Source organism: Streptomyces auratus (assembly GCF_050433025.1).
Taxonomy (GTDB): domain Bacteria; phylum Actinomycetota; class Actinomycetes; order Streptomycetales; family Streptomycetaceae; genus Streptomyces; species Streptomyces sioyaensis.
On the sequence record NZ_JBNGCB010000001.1, the window covers coordinates 2,550,071 to 2,569,636 of the forward strand.

At 67.8% G+C, this 19,566-nt stretch carries 15 protein-coding genes and 2 pseudogenes; 10 read left to right on the plus strand and 7 right to left on the minus strand.

Annotated features, from left to right (window positions below):
• Positions 1–57: 57 nt before the first annotated feature.
• From BKA18_RS10945 to BKA18_RS10960, 4 genes are all read left to right on the plus strand, one after another.
• Positions 58–747: an RNA polymerase sigma factor gene (locus BKA18_RS10945; protein ID WP_429638314.1), complete on the plus strand. Its 690-nt coding sequence runs from the start codon at positions 58–60 to the stop codon at positions 745–747.
• The gene (locus BKA18_RS10950) at positions 740–1,771 is read left to right on the plus strand and encodes a CU044_5270 family protein (RefSeq protein WP_366042961.1); all 1,032 of its coding nucleotides are present in this window, start codon (positions 740–742) and stop codon (positions 1,769–1,771) included. The genes BKA18_RS10945 and BKA18_RS10950 overlap by 8 nt, the downstream gene beginning before the upstream one ends.
• Positions 1,772–2,512: 741 nt before the next feature.
• Positions 2,513–4,024, plus strand: a complete 1,512-nt coding sequence (gene proP / locus BKA18_RS10955) for a glycine betaine/L-proline transporter ProP (RefSeq protein WP_366042962.1) — start codon at positions 2,513–2,515, stop codon at positions 4,022–4,024.
• Positions 4,025–4,239: 215 nt separating this feature from the next.
• Positions 4,240–4,797 (plus strand): hypothetical protein, encoded by a 558-nt coding sequence (locus tag BKA18_RS10960; protein ID WP_366042963.1) that lies wholly within the window; start codon positions 4,240–4,242, stop codon positions 4,795–4,797.
• Positions 4,798–4,956: 159 nt separating this feature from the next.
• Here the strand turns inward: BKA18_RS10960 and BKA18_RS10965 are convergent, their stop codons facing one another.
• Positions 4,957–5,808: an AraC family transcriptional regulator gene (locus tag BKA18_RS10965; protein WP_006605896.1), complete on the minus strand. Its 852-nt coding sequence runs from the start codon at positions 5,806–5,808 to the stop codon at positions 4,957–4,959.
• 67 nt (positions 5,809–5,875) lie between these two features.
• On the opposite strand from BKA18_RS10965, the gene BKA18_RS10970 reads away from it, so the two are divergent.
• The 4 genes from BKA18_RS10970 to BKA18_RS10985 all read left to right on the plus strand — a co-directional run bounded on the left by BKA18_RS10970 (position 5,876) and on the right by BKA18_RS10985 (position 8,581).
• Complete coding sequence (locus tag BKA18_RS10970; RefSeq protein WP_366042964.1) at positions 5,876–6,337, plus strand: DUF2000 family protein; 462 nt, start codon at positions 5,876–5,878, stop codon at positions 6,335–6,337.
• Between the two features lie 323 nt (positions 6,338–6,660).
• On the plus strand, positions 6,661–6,990 hold the full coding sequence (locus tag BKA18_RS10975; protein ID WP_366042965.1) for a WXG100 family type VII secretion target: 330 nt from the start codon (positions 6,661–6,663) through the stop codon (positions 6,988–6,990).
• Positions 6,987–8,237 carry a WXG100-like domain-containing protein gene (locus tag BKA18_RS10980; RefSeq protein ID WP_366042966.1) on the plus strand — a complete coding sequence of 417 codons (1,251 nt, stop codon included), beginning with the start codon at positions 6,987–6,989 and terminating at the stop codon, positions 8,235–8,237. The genes BKA18_RS10975 and BKA18_RS10980 overlap by 4 nt, the downstream gene beginning before the upstream one ends.
• Positions 8,234–8,581, plus strand: a complete 348-nt coding sequence (locus BKA18_RS10985; protein ID WP_366042967.1) for a hypothetical protein — start codon at positions 8,234–8,236, stop codon at positions 8,579–8,581. Before BKA18_RS10980 ends, BKA18_RS10985 begins: the two co-directional genes overlap by 4 nt.
• Before the next feature lie 1,242 nt (positions 8,582–9,823).
• On the opposite strand, the gene BKA18_RS10990 is transcribed toward BKA18_RS10985, so the two are convergent.
• The 5 genes and pseudogenes from BKA18_RS10990 to BKA18_RS11010 all read right to left on the minus strand — a co-directional run bounded on the left by BKA18_RS10990 (position 9,824) and on the right by BKA18_RS11010 (position 16,111).
• Positions 9,824–10,210, minus strand: coding sequence for a phage terminase small subunit (locus BKA18_RS10990; protein WP_488169137.1), 387 nt, complete (start codon positions 10,208–10,210; stop codon positions 9,824–9,826).
• A 934-nt stretch (positions 10,211–11,144) separates the two neighbouring features.
• On the minus strand, positions 11,145–11,579 hold the full coding sequence (locus tag BKA18_RS10995; protein ID WP_366043460.1) for a phage major capsid family protein: 435 nt from the start codon (positions 11,577–11,579) through the stop codon (positions 11,145–11,147).
• A 41-nt stretch (positions 11,580–11,620) separates the two neighbouring features.
• A pseudogene (locus BKA18_RS11000) lies at positions 11,621–11,968 on the minus strand (phage major capsid protein); the annotation flags it as partial.
• A 474-nt stretch (positions 11,969–12,442) separates the two neighbouring features.
• Complete coding sequence (locus tag BKA18_RS11005; protein ID WP_366042969.1) at positions 12,443–12,697, minus strand: hypothetical protein; 255 nt, start codon at positions 12,695–12,697, stop codon at positions 12,443–12,445.
• A gap of 1,653 nt (positions 12,698–14,350) precedes the next feature.
• The gene (locus BKA18_RS11010; protein WP_366042970.1) at positions 14,351–16,111 is read right to left on the minus strand and encodes a recombinase family protein; all 1,761 of its coding nucleotides are present in this window, start codon (positions 16,109–16,111) and stop codon (positions 14,351–14,353) included.
• Between BKA18_RS11010 and BKA18_RS11015 the strand changes: the two genes are divergently transcribed.
• Both BKA18_RS11015 and BKA18_RS11020 read left to right on the plus strand, forming a co-directional pair.
• Entirely contained in the window at positions 16,112–16,447 is a 336-nt protein-coding gene (locus BKA18_RS11015) for an antibiotic biosynthesis monooxygenase family protein (RefSeq protein ID WP_366042971.1), read from the plus strand. It abuts the gene before it with no gap.
• A gap of 64 nt (positions 16,448–16,511) precedes the next feature.
• Entirely contained in the window at positions 16,512–17,075 is a 564-nt protein-coding gene (locus tag BKA18_RS11020; RefSeq protein ID WP_366042972.1) for a GNAT family N-acetyltransferase, read from the plus strand.
• A 128-nt stretch (positions 17,076–17,203) separates the two neighbouring features.
• Here BKA18_RS11020 and BKA18_RS11025 read toward each other — a convergent pair.
• Positions 17,204–19,281 (minus strand): annotated as a pseudogene (locus BKA18_RS11025) (DHA2 family efflux MFS transporter permease subunit).
• Positions 19,282–19,566 lie beyond the last annotated feature (285 nt).

A 19,566-nucleotide genomic window follows, 5' to 3' on the forward strand; every position in this document is an offset into this window, starting at 1 on the left:
GGGAAGTCTCACCCGGCCGGGTGTGAAGATCTGAGCCATGCCGGACACCAAGGGTTCATGAGCACGGACGACGCCTTCGCCGAGGCCTATCGCGCGCACTACTGGGCGGTCAGCCGCTTTGTGGCGCGGCGGCTGGACGGACAGGCACACGAGGTCGAGGAAGTCGTGGCGGAGGTCTTCTCCACCGCCTGGAGACGCCGCGCCGAACTCCCCGACGCGCCACTGCCCTGGCTGTACGGGGTGGCCCGGAACTGTCTGGCCAATACCGTGCGCGGGCGGGGCCGTTACCGGCGACTGCTGCACCGGCTCGGCCACCACGAGGCTTCGCAGCGGCGGCAGACCGTCGACAGCCCGGACGCGGAGCGGCCCGGGTCCTGGGTGCACGAGGCGCTGGCCCGGCTCTCCCCCGCCGACCAGGAGGTGCTGCGACTGACCGCCTGGGAGGAACTGACCGTCGGGGAACTGGCGGTGACCCTCGGATGCGGGCAGAGCGCCGCCGCCATGCGCCTGCACCGGGCGCGCGGCCGGCTCCGTACGCAGATAGAGCGGATGCGGCAGAAGGACACCGCCCGGAGCGACACCCTCCGGGCCACGGACACTTCCCGGGCCGCGGACGGCCCCCCGGCCGATGCGCCGCCCCCCGCGGCGCCGCCCCCGTCGCCGCCGGCCCCCCGCCCGGCCACCCCCCTCCCCCTGTCCCCCCACCACCCCGTACCGACCCGCTCGGGAGGCCGCCGCCATGACTGACGAACTGGAGCTGCTGCGGCAGGCCGACCCCGCCCCGGCCGGCGAAGGGCCCTGGCGGGACCGCCCGCTGACCGCCCGGGCAACGGCCCGGCTAGCGGAGCTGACGACCGGACCAGGCCCCTCCGCCCGCCCGCGCCCCGTGCGCCGGCGGCGTCTGGTGCTGGGCCTGACCGCCGCGTCGCTGGCCGCCGTCGCCGCCCTAGCGCTGACCTTCTCCGGCGCCGGCAGCAGCCCCGCCGTCGCCGCGCCCGCCGCCCTCACCCTGCACACCGGTGCGCCGTCCGTGTCGCTGGACACCCTCGCCCGCCGGGCGCAGGCCGCGGCACGGACGGCCGGCGCCGCGGACGGGCCGCGGCGCGGCAGCCATCTGCAGACCTGGTACATGAGCATGGAGTCGGGCCCGGACGCCGCGCCGCCGGTCACCGTGCCCGAGGAGCGGATCACCCACTGGAACGCCGACGGCAGCGGCTCGGAACTGGTCGTGGCCACCGACCCGCGGCACCCGGGCCGCCCGGTGATCCACGACAACGACGGCCACTGGCAGACCGTCAGCGACGGCAAGGTCCTGCACGACAAGACCTATCCGGCGGGCTCGGAGGCCCGGCACAGCGGCCTGGCCTCCCGTACGCGGCCGTCGACGGACCCCGCGGAGCTGCGCGAACAGCTGTCGTGGCTCTACGGCGGCCCGGACGACACCCGCACCACCGGGCAACTCCTCACCGCGCTCTCCTCGTTCCGCCAGGAGTGGACGCCGGGGCCGCGGGAAACGGCAGCCATCGTCCGGATGCTGGCCGACGCGGGCGGGCTGCGCCCGGCGGGCGTGGTCACCGACCGGCTGGGCCGACGCGGACAGGCGTTTGTGTACGACGGCCCCGACGGCGCCGCGAACTCCACGCGCCAGATGGTGATCCTCGACCCGCGCACCGGCGAACTCCTGGGCTTGGAGGTCACCTTCACCAAGAACCAGCCGGATTTCCGGATCCGGTCCGGGGAGGTGATGTCGTACGAGGCCTGGATGCCGTGAGGCGGACGAGCCGGGCGGGGCGGCGCCGGACGGAACGCCATCGGCCCCGGGCCGGCCCCGGCCGGCGAGGCCCCAGCCGGCAAGGCCCCAGCCGGCAAGGCCCCAGCCGGCAAGGCCCCGGCCGGCTTCCCGAAGCAGCCATGGCCCGAAATCCAAGCGTGCAGGCCGCGGCAGCGGCCATCCGAGCAGGGTGGAGCGGCTGCGGACCCTGGCGCGCCGGCCCGCGGGGTGGCGTCCGAGTGGCGGGCCCGGCGTCCATGCCTGATCCTTGAAAGAACGCGACGATCCACATCGGCGCGGCGGTGCAGAGTGCCGCCGCGCCGTCGTCGCGCCCGGCCCCGGCCCGTCGCCGTACGCCACCTGCCCCGCGCCGTCCCCCCGGCGGCGTACGAACGGGACCCCGTATGCCGCGGCCCTCTCCGTACACGCCCGGCCTTCCGATCCGACGCATACCGTCCACCAGCGCCCGCGTGACCCACACCACAATGCCCCAATGGTTGCAACGGATCATCGCGATATGGATCACAGAGTCGCATGCCGGAAATCGCTCGGCGAAAGTGCGTTTCCCCAGCAAGGAGCGGGTATACGGCCGACTGCGCGGTCATCCGCACACTGTCCGTGATGATCCGGTCTGCCCCTATGGTCGACCTTTGCCCGTCGCTCCACGGCGGGCCCTGGCCCGCCACCCCATGGCGGGCAGTCTCATGTCGTCGTCCAAAGAGAGCGCAGGCGAGCGAGCACGTGCCGACGCAGTCCCCCGTCGTCCCCGGGCCCCGTAAACCCGTCGGCAGCCGTGCCGATACCGCACCCGATCCGCAGCAGAACCAGCCGGCGGATCCGGCACGGCCGGCCTCGGGCGAGGTGACCGTCGTCGACCCCGCCATGGTCAGGCGCGCCGTATCGGCGGCCGCGCTCGGCAATGCGATGGAGTGGTTCGACTTCGGCGTGTACAGCTACATCGCGGTCACCCTCGGGCATGTCTTCTTCCCGTCCGGGAATCCGACCGCGCAGTTGCTGTCGACGTTCGGAGCGTTCGCGGCGGCCTTCCTCGTACGCCCCATCGGCGGCATGGTCTTCGGGCCGCTCGGTGACCGGATCGGCCGGCAGAAGATCCTCGCGATCACCATGATCATGATGGCGGCGGGCACCTTCGCCATCGGCCTGATCCCGTCCTACGCGTCCATCGGCGTCGGCGCGCCCATCCTGCTGCTCGTCGCCCGCCTGGTGCAGGGCTTCTCCACCGGCGGCGAGTACGGCGGCGCCTCCACCTTCATCGCCGAGTACGCGCCCGACAAGAAGCGCGGATTCCTCGGCAGCTGGCTGGAGTTCGGCACGCTGGCCGGCTACGTCGGCGGTGCCGGCCTGGTCACGCTGATGACCGCGCTGCTGTCCACCGACGCCCTGAACTCCTGGGGCTGGCGCATCCCGTTCCTGATCGCCGGCCCGATGGGCATCATCGGCCTCTACCTGCGGATGCGGCTGGAGGAGACCCCGGCCTTCGCCCAGTTGGAGAAGGAGGCGCGGACCAAGGAGAAGGAGCGCCGCGAGGCCGAGAAGCGGATCGGCATCCGCGAGATGATCTTCGGTCAGTGGCGGTCGATGCTGCTGTGCGTCGGCCTGGTCCTGGTCTTCAACGTCACGGACTACATGCTGCTGTCGTACATGCCGAGCTATCTGACCTCTGAGCTGAAGTACGACGAGACGCACGGGCTGCTGGTCGTGCTCGCTGTGATGGTCCTGATGATGGGCGTCCAGCCGCTCGCGGGCCGGCTCACCGACCGATTCGGCCGCCGCCCGGTCATCGGCGCGGGCTGCGTCGGCTTCCTGGTGCTGTCCGTGCCCGCCCTGCTGCTGATCCGTCAGGGGTCACTGGCCGCCATCGCGCTGGGCATGGCCGCGCTCGGCCTGCTGCTGGTCACCTTCACCTCGGCGATGCCGTCCACGCTGCCCGCGCTGTTCCCGACCAAGGTGCGCTACGGCTCGCTGTCGATCGGCTTCAACGTCTCCGTGTCGCTGTTCGGCGGGACGACCCCGCTGGTGGTCACCGCCCTGATCGGTGCGACCGGCAACAAGATGATGCCCGCCTACTACATGATGGCGGCGGCCGTGATCGGCGGCATCGCCGTCCTGCTGATGTCGGAGAGCGCCCGCAAGCCGCTGCCCGGCTCGCCGCCGGCCGTCGAGACCGAGGCGGAGGCGCAGGAGCTCCGCGAGGCGGCCCGCCGCCCGGCCACGGCCGGCTCGGCGGCCTGACCAGACCCGTACCCCGAAGCACACCGGGGCCCGGCCGCAGACATCGACACTGCGGGTGCATCCGGAACCCACGCGCCCACGGCCTGCACGACCCCGCTGGGGTGGTGCAGGCCGTTGGCATGCGCGCAGCCTCCGACCCGAACTCCACACGCGGAGACCGCTGTTCTGGCAAGATCCCCTCCGTGTCGAACATTTCATCGATTACGTCCACGCGGATGACGTACACCCGCATAGGCCCGCTCCTCCACGAGATCGGCATGGTCTCCAAGGAGAAGATGCACAGCGTCCTCGACGCCTTCGCCGACTTCGCACACCACGAGCTGAGCCAGTACGAAGCCGCCTGCGCCCTCGAACACTTCGGCGTGGCGGTCTCGGTCCACGCCGACGACATCGACTCCATCCACGACGACTACGCGAGCCTGCTGGCGGAGGCCGAAGAGGTCGCCGGCGGCGCGGTCACCCTGACCAACGTCCGCCTCGTCGAAGGCGAAGGCGACTTCTCGGACGGCCGCTTCGACCGCCTCGAGTTCGAACGGAACGGCGAGCCCATCTCCCTCCCCGCCGAACACTTCGCAGACGACTACTACGACCACGAGGCGGCCTGCGAGGCCATCGCCCTCACCGCCCATGACGACGACCCCCGCTCATGGCACTACGTCGACTTCACCCGCAGGCCGCACGCCGGCTACGACAGCATCATGGTCCTCGCCACACCCGAGCAGACAGTGGCGCTGAGCGAGCAGTTGGGCTTCACATTTCCGTTCGGGGCGTGACCGGCTTCCAGGGATGAGGGGCGGGCGCGCGTGAGGGGCGGGCGCGCGTGAGGGGCGGGCGCACGTGATTGGCGGGCGCACGTGATGGGCGAGCGCACGTGACCGGCCTCCTCACATGACCCGCGTGCGGGCGTGACCGGCGCCGGCGGCCCGGGTCCCTCACGTACGCGCGGCGGCCCGGCGGAAAGCGCCCGGAGTGACACCGAAGCAGCGCACGAACCAGCGGTGGAAGTGTGCCTGGTCGGCGAACCCGGCCTCGGCGGCCGCCTCGGCCGTGGGGCGGCCGCCGATGAGCAGCGTGCGGGCCCGGCGCAGCCGCAGCAGCCGCTGGAAGTCGCTGGGCGCCATGCCGTACTCGGTCCGGAACGCCCGGTAGAGCGCGAAGCGACTGCATCCCGCGGCATCGGCGAGCTCCTGGGCGGTCACCGGTTGGTCATACGCCGCCCTGAGCAGATCACGCGCCCGCCGGGCCGCCCCGGCCTGCGCACCCGGGGGGAGTTCGCGCGCTCCGGCCGCCGTGGCGCGACCGGCGGCCGTCCGCCGCACCACGGCTTCGACGGCCGCGGTGAGCCGCTCCTCCCGTACGAGCGGATCCGCGCCCTCGACCAGCGCCGGATGCAGTCTGCGCAGCGCGCGGGCCAGCACCGGATCGTCGACCACCGGGCGCTCGAACAGCGGCATCGCGCCCCGGCCGTCGGTGACATCGTCGAGGACGGCGCGGACCACGTCCGGACCGATGTGCATGATCCGGTAGGTGAAGCCGAGTTCGACGGCGGACTCCCCGTCGTGCGGGTCGTCCGGGTTGAACGCCATCACCATGCCGGCGGCGCTCGTGTGGCCCGCACCCCGGCACGTGAAGCGCTGGGCGCCGGTCTCCGTCACGGCGAACGAATAGGCATCATGGCTGTGCGGGTGGAAGACATGGCGGACGAAGTGCGCGTGCATCGCTTCCAGCGGCCGGTCCGGATCGCGCCAATAGCGCACCCAGTCCCCGTCGTGCTGCCTGCTCATCGCTCCAGTCTGCCGCTCCGCACCAGCGTTCAATACGGCCGTCCGGATGCCGGACGAGACTCCCCGTATGACGACTGCACCGACCGCAACCACCACTCCCCGCACGGCACCGGCCGCTCCCCGCTTCGACACCAAGATCGCCGTGATCGTCCGGAACGACCTCGCCGACTGGCAAAAGCTGAACGTCACCGCGTTTCTCGCGAGCGGCATCGCACACGCCTCCGACGACGTGATGGGCAAGCGCTACGAAGACGCCTCGGGGAACGACTATCTCCCGCTGTTCCGGGAACCGGTGTGGTGCTTCACCGCCGATGCCGGGTTGCTGGCCCGCACCCACGCCCGCGCACTCAGCCGCGCCGTACCGACCGCGCTGTACACCGCCGACATGTTCACGACGGGGAACGACGACGACAACCGGGCTGCGGTGCGTGCGGTGACCACCGACCACCTCGACCTGGTGGGCCTCGCCGTGTACGGCCCCCGCGGCATCATCGACAAAATCACCAAGGGCCTGAAACTGCACGGCTGACGGGCGGGGTGCTCGCAAGTCTCGGCATCCTGGGTCGCGCCCAGTGCGAGCACTCAACAGACGTAAATAAAACTCCACTCGGTTGAGTTAATCAATCTCCAGGCCACGAAGCGTCATCACACCCTTCACCAGCCCTCCGCGTTAGTTGAACAGCACACTTTACTGGCGAATTCTGGCCACCCCTTGGCTGCATCTGATGGGACGCAACATGCACAATCACGGCGAAGTCGACTAACAGGCTGAGGCCGTAGGCCCGCTAGGTGCACTGTCAGTGGCGCAGGGTACGTTCGTAGTGGACCTGAGATGAGCATCAAGGGGGACTCATGGCTGCATCTGGCTTCGACGTAGACACAGACCAGCTGAAGAGTGAAGCGCCGAAATTTCACAGGGAATCTGTCGCCTTGGCCAAAGCAACAGAGAAGCTGAAGCATTCACTCGATGGACTTGGAGACGCTTGGGGGGACGACGAACAAGGGAAGAAGTTCGGGAATGTCTACAGCCCACATCTCAGCGAAATCGAGCGTGCCGCCCACGCTTTGGTGAAGGGGCTGGAGAGTATCTCCAAGACCATGAAGGACATGGCTGACAACCACGAGGCCACGGATCACGCCAACACCTCAGGGTTTAAGCGCAATGACGGCGGTGGGCATTGAGCGCCGGAGACAAGGCCAAGGAGATCGTCCAGGACCTCACCGGCATGTGGTGGCCGGAGGGCGATGAGGACAAGCTTCGGGAAGCCGCACGAGCTTGGCGGACCTTCGCCGAAGACGTCAAGGACATCACATGGGCGGCTCACAAGTCGGCGCAAGATGTCATCGACAACAACAAGGGCCAGTCGATCGAAGCTTTCGCGTCCTTCTGGCGCAAGTACCACGGTGGCGGCAAGGGCTATCTGGACGACGTTGCCGAAGCGGCGCGGGACATGGCCAAGGCGCTCGACAAGTTCGCGGACCAGATAGCAGAAGCCAAGAAGAAGATCGAGCACGAGCTGGAGATCGCCGGCGCGGTACTGGTCGCTGGTACCGCACTGGCCCTGTTCACCGGCGGCATCAGCGAAGTCGCGGCAGCCGGCGCCACAGAGGCGATCGTCGCCGCGGCCAGCACAGCCGGGGTTGCGGTCTCCGCCACGGTCGCTGAGATCGCCGGAACCGTCCTGGCCACCGCAGCGATCGGCGGCATCGAGGCCATCACTGTAGATGTGGTCGTTGCCCAGGGCGGGCGTAATCTCCTCGGTGACCAGCACGGCATAAATCTCGCTGAAATCAAGGACGCTGGCGTCTCCGGCGTCCTCCTGGGCGGTGCTTTAGGCGGAGCAGGGCGCGCCACCAAAGCCATCGCTGACGCCGGTGGCGTCAAGAATGTCCTCGGCAGGATGCACCTGGACGGCCTGGGCGGACCGCGCCTGGCCATGGCTGGCGAAGGGTCCGTCGGCCCAACCGGTCGCCCCTTGATGCGCAATGCTGAAGGAGGCGGTGGTGGAGCCTCGCGTGAAGCAGAGCAACCCAGCCCCGGTGACGCGCCACGTGATCACACTGCTCAATACCCAGTAGGTCGTCGAGGCAAGCAGGACGACATGAGCATTCGCTCGCCTGATGCCGACGACAAGCTTGTTAACCGGAGCAACAGAGAGGTCAAGGTAGCCCTTCCTGACGGAGCGAAAGCCAAGAACGCCCCGTCCACCATCCATGGACGCCCCTATACAGGCCATGCCTTGGACCGGATGCAGCAGCGCGGGTACATGCCGTCCGTGGTGGAGGATACAGTCAGAAACGGCGAGGCCGTCCCCGGGAAGATCTCCAACACGACGGCACACTACAATCATGCAGAAAACTTGACCGTTGTCACGAATACCGAGACAGGGCGTGTAGTGACGGTTTCCGGAGGGATCATCAAGCAATGAACAGTGAGACGGAGTGGTGGGCGAATCAACGCCATCTGCTGGAGCGCAGCCTGGCAGATTTCGATCGTCAGCAGATGCCGCTCAACACTCTTGCTGACGACCTGATGTCCTTCTCGGATTCGTTTGCCGATCGAGGAGGAGCATCCATGGAGGAGTTCGCCTCGCAATTGCAGATGCCCCCAGCGGAGTGGCTGGAGGAGTTCCGGTCTGCTGCCTTCGGAGTGGAAGTTATCTTCGCGGTCGCTGTCGACCAGAACTGGGATACTCTCCCTTCCGAACAGGTCACGTCCCTCAATGGTGAACTCGATCGACTGGAGGAACTTATCTCCCGGCTGCCGATGTAATGGCATTCCGCCTTTGCGCCCCGCTCCGCCGCGGGGTGACCGTCGCGGTAGCTACTGAGGGCTCCGTTGTTCGGAGCCCTCAGTCGTCTTGTTATCTAGATACCCAAGATTTTGCCTGTACTTGTTCGCATTCTCGTATGCCCCCGCGGTTTTCGGCAGACACCCGGCCACGATCGCTGATCTGGTAACCGTTCGCTCTCCCAGGTCCTGATTGCAGCGGAGCCATCACCACTGTTTGCGGCATGAGCCACCGTCCCCTCCTGTCCAGCGTATGCCCGTCACGTAGCCGTACAACGCAGATCCGTCAATCCGGCCTGGTTGCCAAACCTCCACCGGCGGCTGACCAAGCAACCCGGGGAACTACATGCGGAAGCCCCCGTCCCATGCCTGCCGATGCATAGGGCGGGGCGCAGAACTCCACCAGGGCCCGCGATGTCAAGAAATGGGGCCTCCCGGGTAAGCCCCAGCCCTTCGATCGGCGGATCGTTGCTTGCCGACGCACGAACACACCGGCGCTGTCGCTCTCGAACCAGCGAAGCACGTCGCTCTCGAACCAGCGAAGCACAATGCGGACTTGCTCCGGGGGGGGCTTCCACGGCTGGCCGGCATCAGGACCGTCCGGCTGCAACAGGTAGCGCGAAGTCCATTCCAGGACCTCCCACCCCAGCGTGCGGGTTTCCGGCGGCACGCCGTCCGGCCATGTGCGGACTGGCTCCAGGGAGAGGCCTGTCATGGGCTCACCTCCCATCAAGTATCCAAGTTTCAATGGTTAGTTGGCCGCGACATCGCTACCTTGGAAGTTGCCTGCCTGAACACCAGCTCCAGGCGCGGAAAAAAGGGGAACACGGGGGAAAGCCCGCCCTCGGGCACCGCCGACAAGGGACGGCGGAACCGGGGGCGGGCGTCCCCTCCACAAGCGGGACGTGTGTACCGCGTACACGTCCCAGGCGGGTCCCCACCCGTCTTCCGCGAAGGAGCTGTAAGCAGATTCAGGAGGTGCAAGGTGGCCGAGAAAAAGAAGGAGTGGCGCAGGGAACTGGCGTCAAGGTTCGCCGTCGCAGCAATCGTGAAGGTGCTGTGGGGGGTGATCTTTGAGCTGGTGATCCGTCCTCACGATTGATCTTGGCGTGGTGCCCCGGTTCATCCCTTTGCCGGGGCACCGTTCACCTCCTCGCGTGAGGAGGTGATGGACCAATCAGACGCCAGGGTCTCCGGCGGCCTTGCGGTAGATCTCCATCAACGTCACGCGGGCGGCCTCTCGCGGGTCGTCTGCGCCGCTTTCACGCTCCAGCTCCACGCGAGCCCGTCGCCGGGCACCTCCGTGGTCAGGAGATCGGTCATGCCGGATAGCACCGCCTGGAGCAACTGGGCTGAGAACTTACCGGAGTTGAGATTCGGACTCATGGCCTCCGCCAGATACAGCGCGGTGGCCCAGTCGCTGGCCTCGTAGAACTGCGACTGTCCGGACTGGACCAGGGACGCGTACCAGCGCCCGGCGATCGGGTGCCAAACCTCGTCCGCCGGCGGTACATCCGGGGCGCCTCCGCCAGGAGCCTTCACCAGATCCGGCCCCTCACCCTTGTTGCGCCTTCGACGCTGGTCACTGCGCTTCGGGACGGGGCCCGGCATGGTGTCACCGCCAATAGAGATGCCAGAGTGTGGATGTCGGGCGCTAGACTTCGCTCATGTCGTGCGCTGATAGGGGGTGGAGATGGACGACGCAGAAGTACACATGATCGTTGTGAACTCATACCGTGAGGCGGCACGCCTTACCGAATCTGTGCTTCTGATTGACACTCCGATGGGAAGCGGCAAGACAGAAGCCCTTGTCTGGCTCGCGCAACAGGCAGCAACTGCCAGTGCCGTTGGCGCCGCCGGTGAGCGTCTGCGGAATGCCACTACCGCATCGGAAAGGCGTACTGCGGCGCGTAAATTCCTCGAAGCATTGTCGGACCTGATCCGGTCCCTTCTGCAATTCCTAGTGCGGACTCTGCTGCTCCTGCTGTCCCGCTCGCTGAGCCAGGCCACACCCGAAGATGGTCCCGTATGGCAGCCGGAGCCGCTCGATGTGTCACCACAGATCCGGCCCAGGGGGCCGAACTCTGTCTTCCCCGTGGTCACCTACCGGGGCGGGCACTGTCGCAGTGCACTGGGGAGCGCCGTTCTTGCTGCTTAAGTGACCCGCCGACCGTTCAAGGTCGGAAGGCTCATAAGTCGTGTTCAACCTGCCGGAAACGGCCCCGTGGGGTGCCGTAGTAGCCGTTGTCGTGCTCGTGGTCATCGTCTCTGGAGTGACTACGCTGGCGCGCTTCCTATGGCCTCAGGAGTCCAGCCACCGAAAGGAATTGTGGCTGAACTACTTGCATGAGCGCGCGCGTCGTCGTCGGCAAATTGACGAGCGGGAGTAACCCGAGCGCTGGAGGTGTGAGGGCCCTCACATGAGCAGCCCTCGCCCGTTACACTTCTGACGGCCTCGGAACCCGTACACGATCCGGGCTGCTATACGCTTGCGATCCGGAGACCAAGATTAAGGGGGCATACCCCCAGGTCAAGCGCTAGACGGTCAACAGACCTTGGTGATGGCCGCCAGGTGCGGGTAACTGAAGGTGGCCCGCAGGGTGCCGCGTACGGCCACTCGGTCTGAGGTGAAGAACGCGTCTGCCGATACATCCACCTTCACGTCCCGCCGAGTGATGGCCAGCACTCGGTCCTTGGGCAGGCCCCAGACAGTGCCAGGCGTGACGGCCCGCGAGACATACAGCGGAACGCCGGCAAGGATCTCGCGCGTGGGCTGGGTCGAGTCCGGGCTGAGTAGCGGGACGTTGCTTCCGACCTGCTGCTTGAGCAGGGCCAGGGCCAGGGCATCACGGGGGTGAGCGATGAACGCCGTGAGCGTCGCCCCTTCGGTGGCCGCCAGGCTGATGGCCTCCTCGAACGGGTCGAGGTTGGCCCACTTCTTCGGGGCCGCCACGTTCGTGACGCCGGGCAGTGCTTCCAGCCCGCGTGGGGCCGGTCGGGAAGGTTGCCGAAGAAGGCTGCGTCCACCTGTCGGGCAATGGAGCGGGCCAGGCCCTGGCCTACGATCTGCTGTGCGTCCGGGCTTGAATCCTCGGCCAGCTCAGAGGACACGACCGTGAGACCGGCCACCTTGGACGGGACGGCCACGTCTTCGCCCAGTGCCGCGTCATCTGCCGGTATGTCGTCGCCTTCGTTCAGCCATGCGGCTCCGGCGTCCTCTTCCACGATCGGGACGTTCATGCGCGTGGCGAAAGTCGTCACGGGGGTGGCTACCTGAAAAGCCACGGCAGCATCCTGTACGGGCCGGATGATGAGGTCCGCGTAATCGTCCGGCGTGAACGCGTGCGCGCCGGGTGCGGTGGTGAACATACTCAAGATGACTCGCCTTTCCTAGAGTTCGCCAGAGCCGCGAGAACCGCTGAATAGGGTTACGCCACCGCGCCCGTTGCGGCGTTGCTCACGGGCCCGCTGGAATGCGCCTGCCTAGGTGGCCGGCTGACGCCCGTTGGCGTTTTTGGGGTCCAGTCCGCCGACGCCAGCATTCCGGAGCATCTCCCGTTGGTGTATGGCCGTATTGGGTACACGGGCGCGCTCTTCCAACTCCTCGGTGGACACGTTGCCGAACGCGCCCAACATCTCCGGCGTGACGTATTGGAATCGCTGCGCCAGATCCGTGATCGTGTCCTCCCGATCCCGCTTGCTCTTCTCCTGTTCCAGTTCCGTGATGCGCTGCGTCAGCTCCGCAATCCGCGCCGCTGATTCACCGTCGGGCCTGGCTCCACGGGCGTTGTGGGATTCTCTGTCATGGGGACCTGTGGGCCCGGCTCCTGCCCCTCCGTGGGCTCAGGCGTGGAAGGCACGCGCACTCTCCAGACCGGTAATGGGAAGGATGGAGCGCTTCACCTCGTCCTCCACCAACTCCCCTCGCTCACGGGATGCGGATATGAAGGCGTTGAACTCCAGGGTGATTTCCTGGCGCTTGCTCGCGTAGTAGTCGTGGGTCGGCACCGCGTCGATAGCCGCTGCCCACCACACCAGGTCCGTCAGGGCCGCCAGACACTGGCGGTAGAGATTAATTCGCTCGTGCGTTGCGTTCATGTAGCGCCGTCCCTTGATTCGGTAATGAGGTGAGAGCGGAGTACCAGGGCGTTCAACTCCCGCTCCACACTTAATTGTCATGGGTTTCCCGGGCCTTACCTTCACCGGATGACTGGCGCTGCCGGTATCGCTTGGCACCGCTCCGCCGCGAGCATGCGCCTTCGCTCCGTCTTGCAGCCGGCGCACACGGTCGGCCATTTGCGTTTCTGGGACGCCGGACGCTCCACCGTGAATCCATGGCGACATTCCGCACATTGGGCCGCGTAGGTCTTGCGGCCGTTCTCGATGGTGACCACTCCGCCCGCTGTCTCATACGTGCGCGCGGGAGCCTCGGTCATCTTCCGCCGAGCGCGCTCCCGCTCAATTGCCGCGTGCATGGAGAAGGACCCGTGGGGGTTCAGCACCCAGGCAGGAGCGTCCGCCCCGGAACATGTTTCAGCCTCCCTCCCTCAGCTCCGCCGGGTCGACGCGCCGGACCGTCACGTCCGGGTATGGCTGGGCGAAGTCGAGCCCCGGCCCGCCCGTTGGATCTCCTCGCCGGTCCGGCCCTCCGCCGGATTGGGGGCCGTCCCGCTCAGCGCGTGGAACGCGCCTCCATGGAGGTCGTCGCCCCGGGCGGATATGACACGGTGGTCCGCCCGTATTCCGTCGACACTCTCGTCACCAAGGCCCGTCCAGGCGACGCGCGCCAAGGCGTCATCCGGGGTTGCCGGGTCGTAGCCATGTTCCGTCTCCGGCGCAATGGGAGGGACACCGAATTCCTTCTCGGCTTGTCGGGCCAGGGCTTCATACAGGTGCGGTGGCACGATCGCCACGGTTGCCTCCGGGCATGAAAAAGGCCCGCCAGTAAGGGCGAGCCTTGGTGTCTTTGGTGTCCTGGACTTCGCCGTTCACTCGGCGTTAGCGTCGTCGTTCTCGCGCCCCCTGCGGCGCTGCCGATAGGCGCGCTGCTGGCAAGCCCGCGAGCAATACCGCCGGGTGCGGCCCGTAGACGCACCACCGACCGCTAGCCCGCAGACTGCGCACGGCACAGCAACTGACTCTTCCTTGACGAATCCAGCGGCGTTGTAGGCATCTTGGCAGTCAGATTCGGCATCCTCGTAGGTGCAGTGCGCACGCCGAGGATCGTGCGTGAAGAACACATCTCCGCACCTTCGGCACACACGCCGTAGCTCCGGCCTGCTCTCCTTCCGGGCCCGGTAACCCGCCTTTCGGCACGCCTCGCTGCAATACCGATGCTTGCGACGGCGAGGCTCACCACATTGTTCGCACTCCGGCACTAGGAACCCCCGTTCTTGCAGCGCGCGGAGACTCTCCGCTTCCATAGGTGACAGAGGTTTGATGGCCAACGGAACCCACTTCTCACTCATGGTCGACTGTGTGAGGAAACTCGACTCCACGTCCTCGCTTTTATCCTCTTCCCATAGATCTCTCTATAGGAAGACCCTGGAAAGGGGGACACGGAGTCGAATTGCGTCACACACGACAATGTCTCTTGACTGTTGCCTGGGAGCCGTTACACAAAGGTGTGACGCGGCCTCGTGGGATATGGCGAAGGGCCCGCCCCTCCAGAGAGGAACGGGCCCAAGGGGCTCCGCCGGTTACTGGTCGCCTCACCCGTCGCACACGACCGATTCAGGCGCAGAGACGCTACTACGCCATTCCGTCGTCGCCTTTGCGGGGACGCTCCGCCCACCGGACCAGAACACGGTCACACGTATTGGCGTTCCTTCCCCTGCCCTGCGATTTGGCGATCCGGACAGAGTCGATGAACAGCGCCAGGAACTCCCGCTTCTCTTGCAGATCCCATGCAGCCCACGGGGATCCCTCCCCTATCGGGTCACCGTCCACCGTCGTCCACTCTCCAGGGATCGCCACGGCCACGTCCGTCGCCGCGTCCAGTTCCTTCAAACGCTCCCGTGTCCGCTGTTCATGGGCCGTCAGTCGCTCCACGGACTCACGGAACATCTTGGTTCCCACGGGTCCCGCGTACAGGCCTTCTTGGCGGTCCTGGTAGAGGGTCCGAAGCGACTCCCGGACGTGCTCCAGTTCCGAGCGGGCCGCCGCGTGTTCCGTTTCCCTTTCGGAGGTGTCCTGTTGGTGGGCGAACCGGCGAGCGGCCTCCGCCAGCCACTCCCCGTCGTCCTCGTCCGAGGTGTCCATCGCCGCGAGTCGCGCCCATACCCGGCGAGCCACTTCGTCGTCCGCGCCGCCCATGCTGATGACCAAACCACCATGGCCAGGGACAACGCCCCCCGCACGATTGCACTTGTAGTAGAGCTTCCCTGAGCGCTTGTCACAGACCATGACCGAACCGCACACATCGCAGAGCAGGAGGCCATGTCCCGCCAAGAGCGTGGGCACACGGCGCCCGGACCGCACGACCGTCTTGGTCCGGCCGTCCAGCACGTCCTGAAGCTTCCACCACTCATCCGCCGGAATGATCGCTTCGTGCGACTCCACCGGGCGCCCCTCATCGTCGCGAAGGATCACCCGCTTCCCGGCCTTGCCGGGGACCGCGTTCCCGGCCGCGTCCGTGCTTCTCTCCTGGCGCCCCTGCCACTCCATGGCGTATCCCGCCAGGCGCGGATCCCGAAGGACGCGCAGGACCGTGGAAGAGGTCCAGCCTGCCCGTTCGGCTGCTTCGGATGAACCGACGCGGGCCCGTCGCGCCTCCATTCGCTTCGCTCCCGCTTCTCCCAAACCGGCCATCTTCGTGGGCACGCGTGACTCATTCAGCCGCTTGGACACAGCGGATGCGGTGAGTCCGTCCGCGATCCACGACGCCATGTCCCGGACTACGGGGGCTTCTACAGGGTCCGGAACGAGACGGGTCACAGTGAGTTTGCCCCGAGTCTCGCGCTCCGGCTGGAAGCCGAAGGGAGCGACGCCGGAGACATGGCTACCGGCTCGGCGAAGCGCGTCTTTCGTGGAGGTGATGTACGCAGACTTCAGGTCCGACTCTTGTTGTGCGAGTCCGGCGATGATGGCCAGGATGCCGACACCTACCGGGGTGGAGGTGTCCAGGTAGGGCTCCTCCACCGAGACCAGGCGAACGCCGTATCGCTCCAGCTCATCGATGATCTTCATGGCTTCCAGCGCTCCCCGTCGGGTGAGCCGGGACAGGGAAAACACGATCACGGCGTCCACGTGGCCGCCACGAACGGCGGCCATCATCTCTTCGAATCCGGGGCGGTGAACGCTGGGGTCCCACCCCGATTTCCCCACGTCCTCGAAGTGACCCGCGTCGTCCCAGCCCTTGGATGCGATGAGGGACGAACAGCGCTCGCGCTGAGCCATCGGTGATGCCTGGGAGTCGTCGTCGCGACGCTTGCTCTGACGGATGTAGGAGACTGCTCGCACATGATCGAGGTTAGGCGTAGAGCCTAACTCCCGTTTCCTGAGAGGTGCCATGTGCCTAGCGTAGTCAAGATCAACGTTCTGACCGTCCCCGCCGAGCAGCGGGAAACCCTGGAGAAGCGCTTCGCTTCCCGCGCCGGCACCGTGGATTCCTCCGACGGCTTCGAGTGGTTCGAGTTGCTGCGCCCCGTGGAGGGCACCGACCAGTACCTCGTTTACACCCGCTGGCGGGACGAGGAGTCGTTCCAGGCGTGGATGGAGGGCCCGATGAAGGCGGCGCACCAGCAGGGTGGGGGCGCCGAGAGTGGGGAGCGGCCCAAGCCCGCCGCGTCCGGGTCGACCCTGTGGTCATTCGAGGTGGTGCAGCAGGCCGGTCCCAGGCAGGGCTGAGCCGGCGGCGGCGTCACCCGAAATCCGTTGTGCGGCATGCCGTTCCGGTCGTGACAATGGCTCCATGTGTGACGCCGCCGCTCTCCGTCCCGCCTGGTCCGTTCGTGCGGAGGCGGCCTGGTCGCCGGACGCCGGGGCGCTGTTGCGCGAGTACTACACCGAGGTGGCCGACCGCTACTTCACGCTGTACGAGGGCCGCCGGTCGACACCGCGGGAGATCGAGGAGGGGCTGGCGGAGTACCCCAGTGCCGATCTGACGCCCCCGTATGGGGTGCTGCTGGTGGCTCGGGCGGGCGGGGTGGTCGCGGGCTGCGCAGGGGTGCGGCTGCTGGACGCGCGTACCGCGGAGCTCAAGCAGATGTTCGTACGGGCTCCCTGGCGCGGGCGCGGTGGCGCGGGGCGGCTGCTGACGGCGGCCGAGTCGGCCGCGGCGCGGCTGGGCGCCGAGCGGATGCGGCTGGACACCCGGCGGGATCTGGTGGAGGCGGTCGCGCTCTACCGGCGGCACGGCTTCGCGGAGATCGAGCCGTATCACGACGACCCCTACGCGGAGATCTTCTTCGAGAAGCGGTTGGCCGGCGCTCCGCGTTCGGCCGAGCCGGCGGATCGGCGGCCCTCGCCCGGCTGAGCGTGCCGACCGGCGCCCCTCACCCGGCTGAGCATGCCGACCGGCGCCCCTCGCCCGGCTGGGCGGGCCGACCGTGACGGACCGGTCCGAGCCCGTGCCCGACCCCGTCAACCCCCGCAAGGCCACGCTCACTTCGCCCGGTCGGGCCGATGCGGAGCAGGCGGATGAGTGCGGGGCAGCGGTTGCCGGGCGTCGCCGTTGTGGGGCTCCTCCGCGTCCGAGCCGCACAGTTCCGCCGTCAGCTCCCGGACGAGTTCGGTGAGGTCGGTGGGCCGGTCCCTGGTCCACCAGTCGCCCAGGAGCTCCGCGAGTGACTCCTGGCGGGCGGCCGAGAGCCGGTCCGCGCGCTCCCGTCCGCGGTCGGTGAGTTGTAGCAACAGGCCCTGGCGGACGGCGAGTCCGCGCTCCTCGATCTGCCGGACACCCTCGGAGATCACGCCGAGCGGCACCGTGCTGCGTTCGGCGAGCAGCCCCGGCTCCACCGAGCCGTAGCGGTGGATGCGCAGGATCAGCCAGCTGGCGGCCGGTTTGAGGTCGAGGCCGGCCCGTGCAGTGATCTTCTCGTAGATGTGTTTACGGCCCTCCAGGCTGCCGAGTTTGGACAGCGCGCGGGCGACCTCGTCGCGTGAGGACCGTTCGACGGGGTTGGAGGAGATCACCTCGCTGGTGTCGGGTGCCGTGACACTCCTGCGCAGCGGCTCCTCCTTGAGGAACCAGGCCAGCCCGAACGCCACCAGGACCAGCGGCACGGCGTAGAGGAAGACACCGGTGATGGAGACGGAGTAGGCGCTCAGGACACCGGCGAGCTGCCCGGCCGGCAGCCGTGCCACGGTCCGCGGATCCTCGGCGATCCGCGACGGGTCGACGCCCGGCGGCAGGGGGTGTCCGGCGAGGGCTTCGGCGATTCGCGGGCGGAGGTTGTTGGCGAAGACCGTGCCGAAGAGGGAGACACCGAACGAGGCACCGATGGAGCGGAAGAAGGTGGCGCCGGAGGTGGCGACGCCCAGGTCCCGGTAGGGGACGGCGTTCTGCGCGATGAGCACCAGCACCTGCATGACCAGGCCCAGCCCGAAGCCGAAGACGAAGAAGCAGGCGCTCATCTCGGCGACGCCGCTGGCCGGTTCGAGCCGGTGCAGCAACAGCAGGCCGAGTACGACGACGCCGGTGCCGGCGATCGGGAAGACCTTGTAGTGGCCGGTGCGGCTGACGATCTGGCCGGAGCCGGTGGAGGCCAGCAGCATGCCGAGCACCATCGGCAGCATGTGGACACCGGACAAGGTCGGTGTCACGCCCTGCACGACCTGAAGAAACGTCGGCAGGAACGTCATCGAGCCGAACATCGCGAAGCCGATGACGAAGCCGATGACAGCGGTGAGCGTGAAGGTGCGCAGCCGGAACAGCCGCAGCGGCAGTACGGGCTCGGCGGCCCGGCGCTCGATGGCCACGAACGCCGCCAGCAGTACGGCGCCGAGGAGACCGAACCCGATGATCTGCCAGGAGCCCCAGGGGTAGCTGACGCCGCCGAGCGAGGCCATCAGCACGAAGCAGGCCGCGGCCGCGGCGATGGTGAGGGTGCCCAGGTAGTCGATCCGGTGCGAGGCGCGGCTGCGCGGGATGTGCAGCACGGCGGCGATGACGGCGAGCGCGACGATGCCGACGGGCACGTTGATGTAGAACACCCAGCGCCAGCTGAGATGGTCCACGAACAGGCCGCCGAGCAGCGGGCCGAGCACGCTCGCACCGCCGAAGACGAAGCCGAACAGGCCCTGGTACTTCCCGCGTTCGCGGGCGGCACGATGTCCCCGACGATCGCCATCGACAGCACGATCAGACCACCGCCGCCCAGCCCCTGAAGGGCCCGGAAGGCGATCAGCTCCCCGATGTTCTGCGCGAGACCGCACAGCACCGAGCCGATCAGGAAGATCACGATGGCGGTCTGGAACAGCCGCTTGCGGCCGTACTGGTCACCGAGCTTGCCCCACAGGGGCGTCGCTGCAGTGGAGGCCAGGAGGTAGGCGGTGACCACCCAGGACAGATGGTCGAGGCCGCCGAGTTCGCTGACGATGGTGGGCAGTGCGGTGGCCACGATGGTCTGGTCGAGCGCCGCGAGGAGCATGCCGAGCAACAGCGCGCCGATCGCCACGAGGATCGTCCGACGGGACCGGTCCTCGCCGGGGACGGCAGGAGCGCTGGTGTCCTGCGCCATGAGCCTCTCCCTCTGTGCCGGGGTGCCGGGTGCCGGGGTGCCGGGTGCCGGGTGCCGGGTGCCGGGGTGTCCATTCCTTCCCGTGGGGACCGGCCTTCGGACCGGCCTTCGGACTTCTTCCATCCTGGGCGGTGGTGCCGGATATGGCCCGCCGAGCGGTGTCCGGTATCCGGGGGCGCACGGGGGACGGCCGGGGCGGGCCGGGCGGATGTGGTCGAGCGCCTGCGCGGGGCGGGTGACGTCTGGATAATCGCTGCCGGTTCGAGGCGTCGAGGGAGGGACCAC